A 19,157-nucleotide genomic window follows, 5' to 3' on the forward strand; every position below is an offset into this window, starting at 1 on the left:
GCGCGCCGACATGGCCTGCGGCGCCTACGACGAGCGCCCGCGCGTGTGCCGGATCTATCCGGCCGAATCGCACCCGACGCTGACGCTCGATCCGGCCGCGAAGGCCTGCCCGCCCGAGGCGTGGTCGGCCGACCGGCCGGTGCTGATGGCCGAAGGCCGGCTCGTGGACGCGGCCACCGCCGAGCTGATCGCGCAATCGCGCGAGGCCGACCAGCGCGACCGCCTCGCCAAGGCCTACCTGTGCGCGCAGCTCGGCTACGACACGGCCGCGCTCGCCAACGAGGGCTTCGCCGTGTATTCGCCCGCGCGCGACGCATTGCGCACCGCGCTCGAAGCCGCGCAACTGGCCGCCGCGCACAGCGACGGCGGCGCCGAACCGCAGTCGCCGTATCCGTGGCGCTATGTGACGAACCGCGCGGCGACGCTCGCGACGCTGCAATCGATCGACGCGCCGGCGCACCTGGCCCAGGCGGCGCCGCACGGCGAGGCGCCCGCCTACCTGGGATTCTTCGATGCCGACCCGGCCTGACCGCGCGGCCGGCCTCAGGTGTTCAGCACCGCCAGCGCCGGCTGCGTCGCGACGCTCGGCCGCGCCAGCATCCGTGCGAGCCAGGCGCGCAGCGCAGTGCATTCCTGCGGCACCGGCAGCTTCACGATCGCCGCGAACACGAGGCCGCCGATCACGGTGATGTCGGCCATCGAGAACGCGTCGCCAGCCACGAACGGCCGATCGCGCAGCACGCCGTCGAAGTAGTGCATGCCGCGCAGGCCCTTGTCGCGCTGCCGGAAGCCCCATTCGGCGTTCTGGTACAGCTCGACGTCCGGCCCGAGGCCCGGCGTGCCGTGATGGAAATAGACGCTGATCGCATCGAGCAGCTCGATCTCCGCGCGCTTGCTCATCATGTGGATCATGCCCTTCTCGAGCGGCGTGACGCCGGTCAGCACCGGCGCGCCGTCGAGCGCGTCGAGGTATTCGGTGATCGCCGTGCATTCGGCGATGCAGGTGCCGTCGGCCAGTTCGAGCACCGGCAGCGTGCCCGAATAGTTCTTGCCCGCGATGAACGCCTCGCGCTTGTGCTCGCCCTTGTAGAGGTCGACCATCTCGAAGCGCACGCGCGCGTCGAGGCGTTTTTCGGCCACCGCGATGCGCACGCGCACCGGATACGGCCCGGTCGGGAAATCGTGGATCGTCATGACGGCGCGGGCGTCGGCTGGGGAATGGATCGGTTCGTTGCTCATGGCTGGCCTCTCGATGGACGGGTGTCGACACGCGATCGGCGAACGCGATGGGTTTCGCGCCGCCGATCACTACCTAACGTTCGTTAGGTTATCGAAAAGGCATGCGCGGCGCAACCTCGATCGTTTGGATGCGCCGCGGCAACCCAGGCGGCGACGGCGGCGGATCGATGCCCGATCAGGCGGCAAGGCGCGCGACGTCTCGCCTGCCTCATCCGCCTCCTGCCTCATCCGCCGCGATGGCTGCAACGGCCGCGATAGCCGCTTACCGGTCGACCAGACCGAGCCGGATCAGGCTGTCGGCCGTGGCGACGATCGCGTCCTCGCTCGAACGCGGCCGCCAGCCGAGCAGACGGATGGCCTTGGCGCTCGTGGCGTTCATGTCGCGGCCGAGCAGCGTCGCGACGCCGCGCAGCGCCGGGTTGCGCAGCGCGGCCAGGCGCACCACCCAGTTCGGCAGTTCGCGCGCGGACACCTTGCCCGCCGCCGCGCCCATCCGACGGCGTAGCACTTCGGCCACCTCGCGCATCCACAGGCTGTGGCCTGCAATGGCAAGGAAGCGCTCGCCGTTCGCGGCCGGGTGGATCATCGCCAGCACGTGAAGATCCGCCACGTCGCGCACATCGACGAATCCGCAGTTGACCTTCGGGCATGCACGCTGGCCGTTCAGCATGTTCGTGACGGTGCGGATCGAGTGCGAGTAATCGGGGCCGAGCACCGGCCCCATCACCGCGGTCGGATTGACCGCCGACAGTTGCATCGCGCCGCCCTCCTTCGCGATGAAATCCCAGGCCGCGCGCTCGGACAGCGTCTTCGACTTCTGATACGGCCAAACCTTGCCCGACAGGTTGCTCCAGTCGCGCTCGTCGAACGGGCGATCCAGTTGCGCATGCCCGGCGCAGATCGCGCCGAACGCCGACGTCAGCACCACCCGCTCGACGCCCGCATCGCGCGCGGCGCGCAGCACGCGCAGGTTGCCGTCCACGGCCGGGCGGATCCAGTCGTCCTCGGTGGCATGGTTGCCCGACGGCGTCGGCGACGCGCCATGCAGCACGTAGCGGCAGCCCGCGGCGGCCTCGGCCCAGCCGCGGTCGTCGCCGAGATCGGCGATCGCGAAGCTAAGCCGGTCGCCCGGCTCCGCGCCGCCCTGCCTGAGGTTGCCGAGCACTTCCGCCTCGCGCCCCGGCGAGCGGATCGTGGTGCGCACGCGATAGCCTTCGCGCAACAGCGCGAGGATGCAATGCTGCGCGATAAACCCGGTGCCGCCGGTGACGAGTACCGTTGTGTCGTTCATGCCGATGTCCTGATTGAGCAAAAGCCTCAGCTTAGACAGCGACGTTCGGACTGTGAATAATTGAAAGTGCGATTTACTTGCGCGATAGTACGAGAATGCACACCGATCCCTTTTCCGACATCCTCAAGTTCACGAGCGCCGAATCGATCGTCACCGGCGGTTTCACGGCCGGCGGCCCGTGGGCGCTGCGCTTTCCCGCGCCCGACAAGATCAAGTTCTTCGCGGTCGTGAAGGGTCGGTGCTGGGTCCGCATCGACGGCGAACCCGCGCCGATCCATTTCGACACCGGTGACGTCGGGCTGCTGTCGGCCAAGCGCGCGTTCGTGCTCGCGAGCGATCCCGATCTCGAAGCGCTCGATGCGATGAGCGTGTTCTCCGGCGCGGGCCGCAGCAGCCTGCAACTGGGCGACGGCGCGGATTTCGCGCATCTTGGCGGCCATGTGCTGCTCGACCCCGCGAGCGGGCGGCTGCTGGCCGACGTGCTGCCGCCGTGGATTCACGTGCCGGCTGCGTCGCCGCAGGCCACGGCGTTTCGCTGGCTGCTCGATCAACTGGTGGAAGAGCGCGCCGCCGAGCAGCCCGGCGGGCAGTTGGCGACCGCGCAGCTCGCGCAATTGCTGTTCATCCAGATCCTGCGCGCGCATCTGAAAACCGCCGGTGCGATGCCGGCCGGCTGGCTGCGGGCGCTGGGCGATCCGCGCATCGCGCCGGCGCTGCGCCTGATGCACGGCGAGCCGGCACGCGCCTGGCATCTCGACGAGCTGGCCAAGGCGTGCGCGATGTCGCGCACGAGCTTCGCGTTTCACTTCAAGGCCGTGGTGGGCGCCGCGCCGCTGACCTATCTGACCGAATGGCGCATGCGTCTGGCGGAGCGCGCGTTGCGCGAAGAGAACCGGCCGGTGGCGGTGCTGGCGGAGTCGCTCGGCTACGCGTCCGAGAGCGCGTTCAGCAACGCATTCAAGCGCGTGACGGGGAATTCGCCGCGCGCTTATCGGGCCGCGGTTCGGGGTTGAGCGGCGGGTCGGTGCTCGGGTCCGTGCTCGCGTCGGTGCTCCGGTCGGTGCTCCGGTCGGTGCGCGATCTCATGCGCAGGCTCGTGCAGCGGCTTGCCGCCGTCCCGCCGAGCATCATGCGGCGCACGGGCCTGGCATGACGACACAACCTCAGGACACGATCGCAAACACACGCGCCGGGAAACCGGAGCCGCGCTTCGGCTTCGGCCATGTGGCAACGATCAGCGCCCCCGCCTCGGGCACCGCATCGAGATTGGCCAGCAGCTCGATCTGCCAGCGGTCCTGCCCCAGCACGTAGCGCTCCAGCGAACCGTCGCCCCGGCTGATCGCGAGGCCGCCGTCGGTGTCCAGCGTCTCGTGCCCGCAGGCGGTGGCATCGCGTTGCTCGAAGATATGGCGCAGCGCATCGAGCGTCCAGCCCGGGAAATGCGCCACGCCCGCCGCGTCGCGATTCGACATCCGCTCGCGATCCGGCCAGCGCGCCGCCCAGCCGCTGCGCTTGGCCACGAACGCACCGCGCGGAATCGGGCCGTGCTGCGCTTCCCAGCGCAGCACGTCGTCGATCGACAGGCAATAGTCCGCGTTGGCTGCCACCTGCTGCCGGATGTCGATGACCACCAGCGGCAGGATCATTTCGTCGACTGGGATCTCGTCGAGAAACCGGCGCCCGGCCACGAAATGCACGCCCGGATCGACATGCGTGCCCCACTGCCCGACAAAGCTGTAGCGATGCGCGAGAAACCCCTGCCCCCTCTCGCCGCGCGCGGGCGGATGGTCGTACACCACGGTGCGCGTCTCGGGTTCGAAGAACGGCGAATGCGGAATCGACGCATCGAACGCGTGGGTCAGATCCACGAACCGGCATTCGCGCAATTGCCCGAGCAGCGCCCAGAGGTCGAGTGCCATGCGCGTCAGATGCGTTCGAGGTGGGTGCGCGTGCGCTCGTTGACGACGTTGCCGGTGTTGACGGTCGTCTTCGGTTCGAGCAGCAGGCAATGCACCTCGTCGGTCACCGCTTCCGGGCAGTGCTCGGTGCCCTTCGGCACGATCAGGTATTCGCCCGCCTCGATCAGCACGTCGCCGCCGTGTTCGGCGCGCAGCTTCATGCGCAGCGTGCCCTTCACGACGAAGAACAGCTCGTCTTCGTGATCGTGATGATGCCAGTTGAACGTGCCGCTGAATTTCGCGAACTTGATCTGCGAATCGTTGATGTCGCCGCCGATCCGGGGCGACCAGTACTCGCCGATGGCGGCAAAGCCTGCCGCGACATTGACCTTGTTGAGCGTCATACCGTCACTCCTTCGATCTTGAAAATGGTGTCGATCTGCGCCGGCAGCAGACGTTTGACGAACGTCCCCTGGAACAACGCGCTGCCGACCGTGAAACCCCAGCTTCTGGCGTCAATCATAGCCTTGACGCGCGCCTCGCTGTCGATGCTGCCCGCCGCGATGACGGGAATCCGCACGGCGTCGGTCACGCGCCGCGTCAGCTCGGCCGGGTCGCCCTCGCCCGTGAAGCGGTATGCAAGCAGATCGAGCCCGTGCACGCCGGGCATCGCCGCAATCCGGCGCGCATCGTCGACGATCTCGTCCATGCTGCCCTCGAGCACCGTCGGATGGCCGACCGTGCGGCCGGCAAACGGGAAATACCGGATCGGCGAACCGTTGAGCATTGCCAGCGCATCTTCGACGTGACGGCCGCCGAGCAGATAGTCCACGCCGATATCGAGCGCGGCCTGGATCGATTCCAGCTCGCTGTCACGGCTCGTCGCCACGACCTCGAGCATGACCTTGCGATCGTCGGCGCGGATGCGCTGCGCCAGTTGCTTGAGCGCGGCGACCGGCAGGCCGACGTCCTTGAAGCCGACATAGCGAACGGGGCTGTCGCGCAGGCTGTCGTAGACGGCCAGCGCATCGGGAACGGTCGCGTCGTTCTCCGTCAGCATCAGGATGAAATGGGAGGACATGGTGGATTCCTTGGAGGTGGACAGGGCTCACGCCCGGGCGCGGGCGAATCGATGCGCGGTTTGAAGGGCAACTTGCAGGCTGGCGGGATCGGCGATGCCCTGGCCGGCGATGTCGAACGCGGTGCCGTGGTCGGGGCTGGTGCGCACGAACGGCAGGCCGACGGTGATGTTCACGCCGTCCTCGACGCCGGCAAGCTTGACCGGGATCAGCCCCTGATCGTGGTACTGCGCCACCACGATGTCGAAGCGGCCGCGGCGCGCGTTCATGAACACGGTGTCGCCGGGCCACGGGCCGCTCGCGTCGATGCCTTCGGCCCGGGCTTGGGCGATGGCCGGCGCGACGATATCGAGATCCTCCCGGCCGAACAGCCCGCCTTCGCCGGCGTGGGGATTTAGGCCCGCCACCGCGACGCGCGGCTGCGCGATGCCCAGCTCCGTCATCGCACGGTGCGCGAGCCGGATGATCCGCAATTCGCCTTCGACGGAGAGCTTCGCAATCGCGTCGCGCATCGAGCAATGCACCGTCACGAGGATCGTGCGCAGCGTCGGGTTCACCAGCATCATCGCGTAGTCGCGCGTGCCGGACAGCTCGGCGAGCATCTCCGTGTGGCCCGGATACGGCACGCGCGCGGCGGCCAGCGCCTCCTTGTGAATCGGCGCCGTGCAGATGCCCGCGATCTCGCCCCGCATCGCCAACTCGATCGCCGTGCGGATCGCGCCGAAGGCCGCACCGCCGGCCAGCGCGCTGACCGCGCCCAGCGGCAAATCGGCCGGCAGCGGCTCGGCGCCCGGCACGCGCAGCACGTCGAGCACGCCGGCGCGCGGCGCGATGCTCGACACTGCATCCGTCTCGCGGATCTCGAGCGGCAGATCGAGTGCGGCCGCCGCGCGCCGCAGCACGCCGGCGTCGCCGATCGCGAACGACGGATGCTCGGCCATGAACGATGCGTTCGCGAACGTCTTGACGACGATTTCCGGCCCGATGCCGGCCGCGTCGCCCATCGTCACGGCGATCGGTTGCTGTTTCATGTTCATGCTTGTGCTCCGGTCAATGCGTCCAGGCAGGCGAGCAGCGCGTTGTCGCCGCCGAAGCCGCCGGCCTTCGTGATCATCGGGAAACGGCCCGTCGAGGTGCGAACCTCGGCCAGCGGCACGCCCGGCAGGATTTCGCGCTGCACGCGCAGCGACGCGGCCGGCAGCGCATCGACGATGCGCCGGGCCGTCTCGCCGCCCGTCACGACGAGGCCGTCGCATGCGCCGCTCGCGATTCGCTGCACGACCTGTTTCACCAGATCGCGCAGCGCGGCTTCGGTCGACGCGGCGTCGCGCTGCCGCTCGGCTTCGGTCGACAGCACGTCGATCGGGCGGCGTTCACGCGCAATGTCGAGTTGGCGACGCGATCTTGGGTTGAGGCTGCCCACCACCAGCCAGGGCGCGCGGCAAAACAAGGCGTTCGGTCGGGAAGCCGGTTCTGCGGGCTGCGGCAACGTGCGCGCCAGCGCACGCAGCAAGCCCGTGGAACCGGCCAGCAGCAGATCGCGAGAACCGGCGAAGCGGCGCGCCAGCGCGTCCAGATCGTCCTCGGTGCGCGCATCCATGACGACGGCGTCGTGCGCGTCAAGCAAAGCGCTCGCGTGCGCCGCATCGCGAGCGACGGCAACTTGCGCCCCCTGCGCGGCAAACAACGCCGGTACGCTCGATTCGCGTACCGGCAGCGTCGGATCGCGGCCGAACGCCGTTTCGTGCACGGGAACGCCATCGACGCACACGCAGCCCGCCTCGGTCGTCCGCCCGCCTGCGGGAAACGCCGGTGCGATCAAGAGCTTGCGGCGGCCGGATGCGGCCAGGGCGCGCAGGCAGTCGTCGGCGACACGCCCGCGCAACGTCGAATCGAACTGCAGCACAAGGCAGCCGGCATCGCGCCAGGCGCGCGCGGCGGCGGCCACTGGGTCGCTCTCCGGAGCGCGCTCGCGCGTATCCGTGTCGAGGCTGACCACGGCGACGGACGCAACGCTCGCGGCGGCGTCCGGCCGCAGCAGCGCGGCCGTGTCCCAACCGCGCTCGGCAAAACAGGCGGTGCCGTCGAGTGCGCTCGTGAAGTCGTCGGTGATGATGCGAATCCGCATGGGTGTTCTGCGCTATCTGCGTATGTTTTGGTTCTTGAATTTTGACGCATATCATGTATTTTTTAAGAACCAAAAAAACGGGATTTCGCGGTGTCTATGGTTCGCTCTGCTGTTTCGAAACACGCCCATCCGGCGCTCGTCGACCTCGAGATCGACCGGCACGCGAGCGGGCCGATCTTTCGCCAGATCATCAAGCAATTGCGCGAGCGGATCGACAACGCAGTCCTGCCGTGCGGCACGCGCCTGCCGCCCACGCGCGATCTGGCGGAGCAACTTGGCATCGCGCGCAATTGCGTCGTCGAGGCTTACGACGAATTGATCGCCGATGGCGTGCTTGAAGGGCGCGGACGCAACGGCACCTTCGTGGCCGCACGCGGCGCGTTTGCCGCGCCGCGCCGTGAGGAAACCGTCGGGATGCCGGCCGTGTTGCGGCGTCTCGGCCAAGCGCGCCGCGATGCGTCGCCCCCACCGGCCGCCGCCCTCGACTGGCGGCTCGGGCAGGTCAACGTGCGCGCGCTGCCGCTCGAGGCGTGGCGCAACGCGTGCCGCGAAGCCGGTCGACACTTTCCGCCAGCCGGCTACGGCGACCCGCGCGGCGAGCCGGGGCTGCGCGAGGCCATCGCCCACTGGCTGCACGAACACCGTTCGGTAACGGTCGATCCCGACCAGATCGTCGTGACGCACGGCACCGGGCAGGCGCTGCATCTCGTCGCGCGCACGTTTCTGCACGAGGGCGACCTGTGCGCGGTCGAGGATCCCGGGTATCTGGGCGCGAACTGGGCGTTCGCGCGGGCGGGCGCGGTCTTGCGTCACGTTCCGGTTGATGACGAGGGGCTGCGGGTCGAGCAGATCGTGGATGCGCCGTCCGCGCCCGCGCTGGTGCACGTAACGCCGGCCCATCAATACCCGCTTGGCGGGCGTCTGTCGGGGCCTCGGCGGCGTTCGATCGTCGAGTTCGCCCGCGCGCATGGCACGCTGATTGTCGAGAACGAGTACGACTGCGAATTTCACTACGCGGGTACGCGCTATCCGCCGTTGTTCGCCAGCGCGCCGGAAAGCACGCTGCTGTTGAGCACGTTTGCGAAAGCGGTCAGCCCGTCCCTTCGGCTCGGGTTTATCGCGGCACCGGGCGCGGCGGCGGATGCGCTGGCCGAGCATGTCGAGCGCGAGCGGGTGCATGTTTCTTGGCCGGTTCAGAAGATCGTCGAGACGTTGTTGAGCTCCGGCGAACTCGACAAGCATCTGCGCCGCGTGCGGCGTCATTACGGTGCGATGCGTGATTTGATTCGGGAACGGCTGGCCGGGTATGCGGGTGACGTCGATCTGCGGGGGGATGAAGGCGGGCTGCACGTTGTGGTGGCCGGGCGCGAGCGGGGGTTCGATCTTGCGTTGCGCGAGGCGCTCGATGCGCGGGGCGTCGTGTTCAATGAGGTGCGGGAATTTGCCGGCTCGGCGGCGGGGGAATCAGGCGGGGTGTTGCTGGGGTATGGGCATATGGATCTGGAGGAGCTGGCGGCGGCGCTCGATGCGTTGACGGGGTGCATCGTGGGTTGTGGTTCGCGGTAGGCCCCGTGCTACCGCACGTGATACGTCCTCGGCCACGGCCTGCCAGGCCGCGTCACGCCCGGCACCTCACGAATCGTCGCGCGAACGTAGTTCAACAACAAACCGAAAAATTCCGGCTTCCCGCCCCCATGCGGCAAACGCCCTGCATGGGGCATCACGCCGTCATGCCCGTCTGATTTTCTGCTTCAGAAAGCGAACCAGATCCTGCTGAACGGCACTGAGCACGCCCCCCGCGCTGATGAGCGCGAGCTCGGTCGGCCTCAACGAAGGCATATCGGTGCAAATTCGATGCTCAGGCAATACCGCGGCTTTCGGTAATACCGAAATAGCGAGCCCCGCGGAGACAGCCGCCTGAATTCCCGTCAGGCTTTGACTGCCGAATGCCTCTCGCCATGCTCGCTTTTCCTTGTCGAGACCGTGAATCGCACGCTTGCGGTACAGGCAACCCTCGGGGAAAAGTGCCAACGCAATCGGTTCTTCGGCATCCATGCTCGGCGACGGCGCGTCCCGCCCCCGCACCCATACGAGCGTTTCCGACCAGAATGCAAAGCAGTCGCTACTGCCCGGCTCGCGCTTGACGAGCGCAATATCGATGTCACCGGCAGCCAGCTTCTCCTGCAAGACCGCACTCATCCCCGCCAGCGTCTCGAGCCGCGCATCGGGCCGGATTGTCAGAAAGCCGGACAGGATCGCCGACATGCGCCGCGCGTCGAAATCTTCCGGCACGCCGATCCGAACCGGGGCAAGCGGCACGCCCGACTGAAGGGCCTCATGCGCTTCCTGAGACAGCGCCAGCAACCTGCGCGCGTACTGCACGAGCAACACGCCGTGTTCCGTGGTCGTGATCTGGTTGCCGCTGCGGTCTCGAAGCAGCAAGGGTTGTCCAACAGCCGCTTCGAGCTTGCGCACCTGCTGGCTGACCGTCGATTGCGTGCGATGGACGCGTTCGGCAGCGCGCGTGAAACTTCCTTCGTCGACCACGCAAACCAGTGTCTTGAGCAGTTCGATATCAAACATGATCGGTCATTCGAAATTCAACTGAGCATCAGCGGTTTATTTAATTTCCAACGATCAAGCATACCACCTACCCTCTCGATTTCTTCCGCACACGATTGGAGACGAGGATGTCACTGAAGGAAACGCAACGGCCGACATGGCTGACTTTCGACTGCTACGGCACGCTCATCCAGTGGGATGAAGGCCTGCTGGCTGCGGTGCAGGAGATTCTGGGCAGCCGGGGCGCCACCCAGGTAGCGGCATCGACATTCATCGAGGTGTACGACCGGCATGAACATGCCCTCGAACAAGCCCCGCCGCACCGGTCATTCCGGGAAGTCTCCGGCCAGGGCTTGCGTCTTGCGCTGGAAGAGTTCGGACTCCACGGCGGTGAACAAGACGCTGCGGTGCTGACGTCGCGCATCTCGGCGATGCCGCCGTTTCCCGAAGTCGTCAGCACGCTCGGCAAGCTGAAAGCGATGGGATTTCGCCTTTGCATCGTGTCCAACACCGATGACGACATCATTGCCGGCAACGTCGCGCAGCTCGGCGGTTATATCGATCGCGTCGTGACCGCACAGCAAGCCGGTGCCTATAAACCGGCGCATCGCCTGTTCGAATACGCTCACGAACAGCTGGGGGTATCAAAAGACGAGGTCGTGCATATCTGCGCCAGCCCGCATCTCGATCATCCGGTGGCACGAGACATGGGCTTCCGATGCGTCTGGATCGATCGCGGCACCGGACGCAAGCTGCTGCCCGACTACACGCCGGACGTCACGCTCGAAACGCTGGACGAAGTGCCGCAATTTTTCGCCACGCTCGGATGGTAAGTGAGCCGCACCGTCGCGCGCGACGGTGCGGCGACTCGAATTCCGCGGAGCGTGGGCGTTTCTTGCAATCGCGAGGACCGAGGCACGACGCCATCTCTCCTCAGCGGGTAGCCATGAAAACGGCCTTGCTGGAATCTGATCGTTCCACCAAGGCCGAATCAATGCCGACGGTACCTCGCTACGTGACCAATCGGGTTCTCGCCATCGTCTCGCCGAGAGCGCCGTTCCTCGCCTGGATCAACGCGGGCCATGGTTCAGCCGCGCCTGTGGCAACCCCGTGCAACGACGCGCGCCAGATATCGTCGGCGTTTCTCATCCCGGTAGACGAAACCGACGACCCCGACGAATTGGGCAAGCACTGGATTCACGGCAACTGGACAGCACTCTTCGAACACGTGCTGGGCGAGTGGGACATCGATCCGGATGTGTGACCACACGATCGCTCGCGCCAGATGTTCCGTGCGTGGTGCGACATTCGCATCCACACAACACTGCTGGATTGCAGTGAGACACCCCTTGAATGCTGAGGCAAGACACTGCGTTGCAGCAGCTGGGCGCGGCGGCAACGCAGGTGAACACTCTGGGGGATTTTGCTGATTGGCTCGACGAATGCCCGCTGCGGGGCGATGCGGCGAAAGCTGCCATGAGGACACTACGCGGGCGACCGGTCTGTGGGAACAGACCGGTATCGCCTGGGAATTACTCCCACTCGATTGTCAATAGGTGACCGAAACCCTTGTGTTGATAGGCGTCCCCTCCGCTCAGGTGGCGACGATACCGCCAGCGCTACCGAAAAATCCAGTCGGCAGTTGTCAGCTTTGGACAGAATACCCCGGAGCATTCAAAGCGCATTGTCGTTTAGTCATCGCGAACATCCGACATCAGTATGGGACTTATGCGGTGATACCGCCATCGATGCCGTCAGCCAAATACCAACGCGATACCCACAAAGCTTGAAAAAGCCACACAGCAGTCGCGCCTTCGCTCAGAAAGGATACAACGCACGCCCCAACTTTTGCTAGGGGAATGTTCGCGACCGCGCCGCGAAGGTATCCCCAAATCGGGCGGCGCGATCGATTCCATGACAGGGCGAAGTTGTGCACGTGCCCACGACGCACTGCGGCCGTTTGCGCGAATTGCGCTAAGTGATGCCGCCCGCAGACTCAGCAGCACCGATCGAACGGCATCGGTGACACCGCCAAGCGCACCGTCACGCCTCAGCGCCATCGTCGTTTCGATTAGTGGCCGATAAGACTTTCGATTAGACGCGCGCGCCACGGTGATCCTGCGAAACTCGGATAGTCGCACATGTCCCGCGCTGCGTGACCGCGAGAGTGGCAGTCGTCGAACCAATGCACGACTCCGATCGATCCAGCCGATGAGCCTTGTATTGGTCGAACAAGCTGCAGATGGAGCCTTCTATGGTAGAAACCTCTAGCCCTATGGTTTGTGCATCGATAAACAAACGCAGGTTGCGGCCTTCAATTCATAACGCATAAATACTCGGCTGCGCGACCTGCCCAAGAAGGCCACTGCCTGATACATCGGAATTTGTCAAGATCCGCGTCTCCGCACAGAAACGAGCAGGCCTTCCGCAGATGGGTTTTTATTCGTCGACGTGATTAAATACGCTCCATATAAATGCGGTACGGGAAGAGCGTAAATGAGGCGCTCATTGCGATATCGCTTGACAGCACATAGGGTGAATCCGGGGATGCCAGGCCAGAATCAGAAAACAGGTGGAAACGACAAGTTAATCACTCACCGTCGGAGGGGGCCGGAAGGCCTCCGGCATGCCGCCAGCCATCCTGTGCTTCGCCTATGCTTCGCGCATCTGCTCCTTCCAGTTAGCAGCAGGGTTGACCGGTGGTCCCCCAGCGCCGACGCGGGCGAATTTTTCGCCGGGACTGGCGACGATTTTAGTGCGGATGTCGATCCCCTTCTAAAAATGCAGGCGGACCAAGAAGTTGCTAACGAGCCGCGGAAATTGCTCCCTCGACGATCTGGGGTACATGGTTCTGTAAACGCTTGGCAGCAGCATCGTCATTCCGTGGGGATTTGAGACGTGAACGCAACCAAGGCAACAAGCCACTCGGCGGGTGATGCCGCGCTCGGATTCTACTATCAGGCGTTCTATGCATTGCGCACGCTCCTGGACCACTCGCACGACGATGCAACGGTTTGCGTCGAGACGTTGGACGACGTCGTACTCCGGTCAAGCGGGCAGACACTGCTAACCCAGCTTAAGCACTCGCTGTCGGCCGATCCGGCCGCTGTGACGCTTGCTTCGCGCCCATTGTGGCGAACGCTCAAAGCATGGATTGACGTTCTGCCGCGGCTGGTTCTCAGTGCCACGAAGTTCCAGTTGGTGACAGTTGCGCCGCTCGGTGAGGAGCCTGTACTTCAGGCGCTCCTGGATCACGAAGCGGATCGAACTGAGCTACGCGAGGCCCTCGCAAAAGAAGCACAACGCGTTGTCGACGAACACGGTGCTGCTCTTGCTTCTGGCAATCCCAAACCTCCCCACTTAGATCGGGTCAAAGCTTGCGAGGCATTCCTCGCCTTGCCTGAGTCGACTCAAACGGAACTCCTCAAGCGCACGAGCATCATGTCCGGAGAATCATGTATTGTCGACCTTGAGGTGGACATTGCACGCAGGCTCACACTATTTCCTGACGAGTATCGCTCACCTTTGGCCCAGCGCCTCATTGCCTGGTGGGATCTTCAGGTTATCCATACCTTATGCAATATGCGAGAGCATTCCATCGCCAGGATAGAGGTTCAGCGTGAAATCGCGCATCTCGCCGGCGAAATCGAGCGCGAGGAGTTGTTCCCCGAGTTCGAGACACTACTTCCGCCTCCCGATCATGAGGCAGATTCCATGCTCGTCGCACAAATTGCCTTGGTCGGTGGCGACGACCTGGATATTGAAGTTGCCACCCGTGAACAATGGCGTGCCTGCGAGCAACGCCACGCGTGGATCGAAAATCGCCTCGATATGGCAACGCGACTTGCTCAATACGATACCATTCTTCGCGAAGCATGGAGTGATCTTCATCGCCGCATGGCACGGGGTTGCACCAGCGATGATGACGAAAATAAATGTCGTAAGGGCCTGGACATACTTCGATGGTCTCACGACGAAGCATACAAACAGATAAGGCCTCTTGCACCGAACTGGAACGCCCCCTATTACGTCCGCGGTTCGTATCAGACATTGGCGATGTCACTTACAGTCGGGTGGCACCCTGAATTCAAGAAACTTCTGGACAAAGACTGATGGAACTGGCCTACGACATCTACGCCGACACCAATCCAGCATTCTGTGCCGCCGTGCTAGCCGAGTTTTGCGCCTCACATTCGAAGACGATCGGAATACCGCCTTCGCTAATCGTCGCCTACCCGATCCTCCCAATTGCAATGTCTGAGGACTTGGCAGCAACGTTCGCGCATACCAATCATTCTACCGGTCTGATGTCGTGGCTACATCGGAGCCCACGCATCCGTGAGGACTTCGCAAAACGCATCAACCGAACGCTGCAAATCACGACCACCGCTGTTCGCTTCGGCTGTCACATAGAGATGCTACGCCTCGACAACGAGGGGCTGCTATCTGGCGATCTCAAACGCGTGCCGACATATGAGAAAACCAGCGGCATCAGCGAAATTCTTTCGCGGGCGCGTTTGCTCGGCCGTTGGATGGCGGCCGCAGGCTCGGCCCGCGTGATCATGGAGGGCTTTGGAGTGACTGTATGAAACGCTGGAATGTGAAAACGATTTTCTTTCTCGGCGTAAACAGCGCATTCCGAGAAATTTCGCTTGATCCGGGTAAAGTGAATGTAATCACTGGAGCGTCTGGTACGGGGAAATCGGCCGTAATCAAGGCGCTCGACTACTGTTTGGGATCGTCAACCTGCACGTTACCGGTTTATGTCCGCCGACACAGCATCGCAGTGGGAGTGAAGTGGGTACGCGGTGATGACGAGATGGTCGTCTGCCGTCAGATTCCAGGCGCAGGAAAGCAGAGCAGCCACTACATGTACGTGACTACTGGTCGCAAACTACGTGTACCTCGCAGCATTGACGAATTTGAAGGAAGAACAACGATCGACGCAGCCAAGGGCGAGCTCGAGCGCGCTTTCGGCATCGGCGACGAGGGTGCAGTTGAAGCCGAACAGCTGGGGCGAGCTCGAACCGACAGAGCGACCGTTCGGCATATAGCACCATACATCTTCGTTACGAAGGAAGTAATCGATAGTGAAGCCGTGTTGCTCCACGGGCTTCAGGACAGTAAAAAGGCGAGCGGCATCATTTCGACACTGCCCTACTTCCTCGGCGTCAGCACAGCCGCTTCGCTGTTAAATGAACGGCTGCTGCGACAACGCCGTAAGGAACTTGAGGTTGAGCGAGTGAGAGAGCACGCCCGCCGCTCGAACGACAGCCTGCTCAAGCAACGCTCACGGGTGTTGCTTACTGAAGCAACTCGTGCCGGTATCGCAGCAGAAGCTCCAATCGAAGCGGACGAGCAGATGCTTGTTGATTTGCTCCGCCGAGCAATGTCGGCTGATACCCTCACGGCACAATATCCGACGGATGGCGACATCGGGGAGCTACATGCACGACGGAAGGCCCTGCTGACGGAGTTCAATCAGACAAAGCGCCGCCATCAAGCAGCCATACTTGCTGCCAGCGAGTCGGCTGGCTATCAGGGCGCAGTAAAAAAACAGGAGGAACGGCTTAACATTGCCCAACATCTCCAGCTCGAAGGGTTTGCGCCAGTCTGCCCAGTCTGCAATGCCGACACCGAGCAAGGCGCTGAGGTCGCTGCAGCGCTTAAACGGGCGATACAGACGATTCGCAAGGAGAGTTCGGCAATTCAACGCGTCCGCCCTCAGTTGGATGCTCGCGTGACCGAACTGGCCGAGAGTTCCAATCGCTTAAGCGCGGAATTGCGAGAATTGGATGCCAGCATCACAGCCGCCCTAGCTCGCGTTCAGGAGGGCAAGCGATTGGCGGATCTCGGGCAGTTGCAAGCCTACATTCGCGGCAAAATCGCGGGCTTTCTGGAGTCTATTGACGACAAACTGCTTTCGCCCGCCAAGGATCTCACATGGCTTGAGGGCGAAATCGAACGACTTGAGGCACTTATCGATACCGACAATCGGCGTATGCGCCTGCAGCGGGCCGAATCCGCTGTATCGCGCTTCGCATCAGACGCGTTTTCGGATTTACCGAAAGCACAGCCGTGTATCGAGGCTGAACTCCTGTTTTCTTCTCGTGAACCTCGAGTGAATGTCGTCGAACCTGGCTCGGATGGCGCAATTCTGTCAATGCACGATATCGGTTCCGACCAGAACTGCTTGGCGGTACACGTGGCGCTGGCCTTTGGCCTTCAACATCACTTCGAAAGAGACAACCGCCCTGTTCCGGGCCTTCTAGTGATTGACCAGATCAGCCGCCCGTACTTTCCAAATCGGAACTCGCGCGATACCGAGGTGAGCTTCGAGCTCGCAGGGAGTCAAATTGTTGCGCAATCGCGCAACGTCGATTCTGACGATCTCGACGAATCGGATGATGACGGGCGCGACGAAATCCCCATCGGAGCCGACGACGAGGACTTTTTGGCAATGCGGCAGCACATTAACTTCTTGTTTGAAGAGGTTGGCAGGCGAAGTGGGCTGCAGGTCCTGTTGCTCGAACACGCATACCTGACGGATGACCCAAGATACGTCGCGGCGACGAAACATCGATGGACTCGGGCTTCCGGAGAAGCCCTCATCCCGCGGGACTGGGAGCGTCGCCCGGATACCAAGTAATATGCGGTCCGTATGCGTTTCGCATAATTGGCTTCAAGGATCCTCCGAAAGCAATTTTGTCGCACGGACGTGAATACGAGCCGTCACGCAGTGTTACATTTCTGGGTGCTCACGAGCGAAGCCCCTTAAGTCCTACCCGGTGGGGACAAAGGGGCTCTCCTCGGTCGCAGCGCGGTGATGAGTCCCGTGGCCAAAACGAACTCGCGAGTACTAAATACGGCCACGACTCGAAGCACTGGGATTCCCGGGGAAACAGGAGTTCCGGCGACGCACACGTTGACCCGACTATTACGCCAATGGCACTACCAAAGAAGACCCGCTTCCACCGCATAGTTCGCGAACTGCGAATAGTCATGGAGGAGACGCAACTTGATCCGGAGTATCTCATTGGTAGCGCGCTAGCCGTCTGGTGCAAGCATTCGTTCCCCGCCCTGCCGCAGTCTGGTCTACGCACGATTGCGGTGTTGAAACACCACCCTGCAGTAGGCGCATTTGTCGACTTCGTGAAGGAAGAAGAGCTTCTCGAAGCTACGTACTGGTTCTCCTCGGCATATGCCCAGCTTTCGGGGGAGGAGCGTCGCAAGCAACTCGCGATGTTCTTCACACCTCCGTCCCTGACGAAGCGCCTACTCGACGACCTCTCGCAAAGCGGAGTGCACTTCGCTACCCGTAGCTTCTGCGATCCAGCTTGTGGTGGTGCCGCCTTTTTGACGCCAATCGCGATTCGCATGCGTGATGCGCTGTTACGTCGCGGAGCAAGTGCGGCGCAGATTCTCGAGCACGTGGAGTGCCACCTTCTTGGATTCGACAAGGACCCAGTGCTCTGTGAGCTGTCGAGGCACTTCCTGCTCATCGCTCTCTACGACGAAGTCGTGACCGCCGGTCAATGCCCGACGTTTCAGGTCTACGAAGCTGACTCTCTCCTCGAGGCTGACCACTTGCTCCGCTCGCTCGACGTGGTGGTTTGCAATCCCCCCTTCAGGAAAATGCCAGCTACTGAAGTCGAAGTGTATTTTGACGCATTCAGCGATGTTATCGAGGCACAGCCGAATCTGTATTCGCTGTTCATCGCTCTCTGCGTCAAGCTGCTTGCGCCGGGTGGCGTGTGTGCACTGGTTACACCGACCAGCTTTATGTCCGGCCAGTATTTCTCAAAGCTGCGAACTTTCCTGATTGCACAAACCACGATACTTAGCATCGGCATGGTGAGCAGCCGCCTCGGTGTGTTCATCGACGTCGAGCAGGAGACGGCGCTTACGCTCGCCCGCCGCGAAGAGGTTGGGCACGAGCAGAAGGCCGACGCCGAGGTATCCGTGGTCTCGCGGGACGGTAACTACGTTGACGTTGGACGCTGCGTTCTGCCGAACTCCGGCGCTGCCTGGCCGATTCCGCGCATCGAGAGCGATGTCGCGCTGCTAAAGAAAGCGAGCAGCTCTGAGGCCACGTTGGCCCATTACGGATATATGGCGCGAATTGGTGCGTTCGTCTGGAATCGCGACACCCGGACAACCTATGCTTCAGCCAAAAGCGCCGAGCGCGCGCGTGGTCGCACGGCGGTCCCACTGCTATGGTCAAGTGACATTGCTCAGGACGGTACCCTACGGTTCACCGGTGCTCCGAAGGCCAACAAGGAGCACTGCTTTGTAAACATGGGCACAAAGGATCATCCATCTGTCGTACGCAGGCCTAGCGTCGTGCTTCAACGCGTCACGTCAAATGAGCAGCCGCGCCGGCTGGTCGCCGCAGCGATTCCAAAGCAACTCATCGACACCTACGGCGGATTCGTTGGCGAGAACCACACGGTCATCCTTGAGCAGACAGCGCCCGATCCTGCGCTTGCGCCGGCACAGCTTGCAGAGTTGCTGGGAACACCAACGGTAGACCGCTATTTCCGCTGTATATCGGGGGCAACCAACGTATCGATTTTTGAGCTGGGTCAACTACGCCTGCCTGATCCCTCCAAGCTCAAGAGGTATCTCGAACAGGGATACGACATGGCCAGCGCAGCGCGGAAGGCGTTGGGAGAGCGGTAGGCCACTCGTTTCTAGCTAAATCTCGGCAAATATCGGCACAGACACGAATCATGGAATCGAGGAAGCAGCTTAACGACCTACGGGAGGCACAAAAGCGACGACGCGAGGAGCAGGCAAAGCTGTACGCGTCCCGCAGGCCTGCGGTGCCGTCCACTCCACCACCACGGCGCGCCAAACGCAAAGCCGCTACCCAGCGACTGGAACCGGAGCCACCGCCGCCTGTCGCCCCTCGCACCTATGACGCGCTAATTGCGCTTTTTCGGGATGAAGGCAGGCAG

16 protein-coding genes and 1 pseudogene are annotated in these 19,157 nt (G+C 63.2%); 9 read left to right on the forward strand and 8 right to left on the reverse strand.

The window, feature by feature from the left end; translation table 11 throughout:
• Nucleotides 1-529, forward strand: a pseudogene (locus G3N92_RS11305) (YkgJ family cysteine cluster protein); the annotation flags it as partial.
• 14 nt (nucleotides 530-543) lie between these two features.
• On the opposite strand, the gene G3N92_RS11310 reads toward G3N92_RS11305, so the two are convergent.
• Nucleotides 544-1,239 (reverse strand): glutathione S-transferase, encoded by a 696-nt coding sequence (locus tag G3N92_RS11310; RefSeq protein ID WP_241014729.1) that lies wholly within the window; start codon nucleotides 1,237-1,239, stop codon nucleotides 544-546.
• A gap of 262 nt (nucleotides 1,240-1,501) precedes the next feature.
• Nucleotides 1,502-2,530 carry an aldehyde reductase gene (locus G3N92_RS11315; RefSeq protein ID WP_206127558.1) on the reverse strand — a complete coding sequence of 343 codons (1,029 nt, stop codon included), beginning with the start codon at nucleotides 2,528-2,530 and terminating at the stop codon, nucleotides 1,502-1,504.
• 56 nt (nucleotides 2,531-2,586) lie between these two features.
• Between G3N92_RS11315 and G3N92_RS11320 the strand changes: the two genes are divergently transcribed.
• Nucleotides 2,587-3,543: an AraC family transcriptional regulator gene (locus tag G3N92_RS11320; protein WP_206127576.1), complete on the forward strand. Its 957-nt coding sequence runs from the start codon at nucleotides 2,587-2,589 to the stop codon at nucleotides 3,541-3,543.
• Nucleotides 3,544-3,693: 150 nt separating this feature from the next.
• Here the strand turns inward: G3N92_RS11320 and G3N92_RS11325 are convergent, their stop codons facing one another.
• The 5 genes from G3N92_RS11325 to G3N92_RS11345 are packed head-to-tail and all read right to left on the reverse strand — an operon-like array spanning nucleotide 3,694 to nucleotide 7,635.
• Nucleotides 3,694-4,449, reverse strand: a complete 756-nt coding sequence (locus G3N92_RS11325; protein WP_206127559.1) for a cyclase family protein — start codon at nucleotides 4,447-4,449, stop codon at nucleotides 3,694-3,696.
• A gap of 5 nt (nucleotides 4,450-4,454) precedes the next feature.
• Complete coding sequence (locus G3N92_RS11330; protein ID WP_206127560.1) at nucleotides 4,455-4,832, reverse strand: cupin domain-containing protein; 378 nt, start codon at nucleotides 4,830-4,832, stop codon at nucleotides 4,455-4,457.
• Complete coding sequence (locus tag G3N92_RS11335) at nucleotides 4,829-5,509, reverse strand: 4-hydroxythreonine-4-phosphate dehydrogenase (protein ID WP_206127561.1); 681 nt, start codon at nucleotides 5,507-5,509, stop codon at nucleotides 4,829-4,831. Before G3N92_RS11335 ends, G3N92_RS11330 begins: the two co-directional genes overlap by 4 nt.
• A gap of 27 nt (nucleotides 5,510-5,536) precedes the next feature.
• The gene (gene pdxA / locus G3N92_RS11340; RefSeq protein WP_206127562.1) at nucleotides 5,537-6,544 is read right to left on the reverse strand and encodes a 4-hydroxythreonine-4-phosphate dehydrogenase PdxA; all 1,008 of its coding nucleotides are present in this window, start codon (nucleotides 6,542-6,544) and stop codon (nucleotides 5,537-5,539) included.
• A complete protein-coding gene (locus G3N92_RS11345) occupies nucleotides 6,541-7,635 on the reverse strand; it encodes a four-carbon acid sugar kinase family protein (protein WP_206127563.1) in 1,095 nt (364 codons plus the stop codon). Before G3N92_RS11345 ends, pdxA begins: the two co-directional genes overlap by 4 nt.
• A 96-nt stretch (nucleotides 7,636-7,731) precedes the next feature.
• On the opposite strand from G3N92_RS11345, the gene G3N92_RS11350 reads away from it, so the two are divergent.
• Nucleotides 7,732-9,201: a PLP-dependent aminotransferase family protein gene (locus tag G3N92_RS11350; protein WP_241014734.1), complete on the forward strand. Its 1,470-nt coding sequence runs from the start codon at nucleotides 7,732-7,734 to the stop codon at nucleotides 9,199-9,201.
• A 162-nt stretch (nucleotides 9,202-9,363) separates the two neighbouring features.
• Here G3N92_RS11350 and G3N92_RS11355 read toward each other — a convergent pair whose 3' ends face one another.
• Nucleotides 9,364-10,218 (reverse strand): LysR family transcriptional regulator, encoded by an 855-nt coding sequence (locus tag G3N92_RS11355; RefSeq protein WP_206127565.1) that lies wholly within the window; start codon nucleotides 10,216-10,218, stop codon nucleotides 9,364-9,366.
• A gap of 107 nt (nucleotides 10,219-10,325) precedes the next feature.
• Here G3N92_RS11355 and G3N92_RS11360 point away from each other — a divergent pair, with 107 nt between their 5' ends.
• From G3N92_RS11360 to G3N92_RS11385, 6 genes are all read left to right on the forward strand, one after another.
• Nucleotides 10,326-11,030 carry a haloacid dehalogenase type II gene (locus G3N92_RS11360; RefSeq protein WP_206127566.1) on the forward strand — a complete coding sequence of 235 codons (705 nt, stop codon included), beginning with the start codon at nucleotides 10,326-10,328 and terminating at the stop codon, nucleotides 11,028-11,030.
• Between the two features lie 113 nt (nucleotides 11,031-11,143).
• Nucleotides 11,144-11,461: a hypothetical protein gene (locus G3N92_RS11365; protein WP_206127567.1), complete on the forward strand. Its 318-nt coding sequence runs from the start codon at nucleotides 11,144-11,146 to the stop codon at nucleotides 11,459-11,461.
• Nucleotides 11,462-13,095: 1,634 nt separating this feature from the next.
• Nucleotides 13,096-14,310 (forward strand): ABC-three component system protein, encoded by a 1,215-nt coding sequence (locus tag G3N92_RS11370; RefSeq protein ID WP_206127568.1) that lies wholly within the window; start codon nucleotides 13,096-13,098, stop codon nucleotides 14,308-14,310.
• Entirely contained in the window at nucleotides 14,310-14,786 is a 477-nt protein-coding gene (locus G3N92_RS11375; protein ID WP_206127569.1) for a three component ABC system middle component, read from the forward strand. Before G3N92_RS11370 ends, G3N92_RS11375 begins: the two co-directional genes overlap by 1 nt.
• Nucleotides 14,783-16,846: a DUF3732 domain-containing protein gene (locus tag G3N92_RS11380; protein ID WP_206127570.1), complete on the forward strand. Its 2,064-nt coding sequence runs from the start codon at nucleotides 14,783-14,785 to the stop codon at nucleotides 16,844-16,846. The genes G3N92_RS11375 and G3N92_RS11380 overlap by 4 nt, the downstream gene beginning before the upstream one ends.
• 353 nt (nucleotides 16,847-17,199) lie before the next feature.
• Nucleotides 17,200-18,879 (forward strand): class I SAM-dependent methyltransferase, encoded by a 1,680-nt coding sequence (locus G3N92_RS11385; protein WP_241014731.1) that lies wholly within the window; start codon nucleotides 17,200-17,202, stop codon nucleotides 18,877-18,879.
• The last annotated feature ends 278 nt before the right edge of the window (nucleotides 18,880-19,157 follow it).

It is taken from the genome of Burkholderia sp. Ac-20379 (assembly GCF_017104645.1).
GTDB lineage: Bacteria > Pseudomonadota > Gammaproteobacteria > Burkholderiales > Burkholderiaceae > Burkholderia.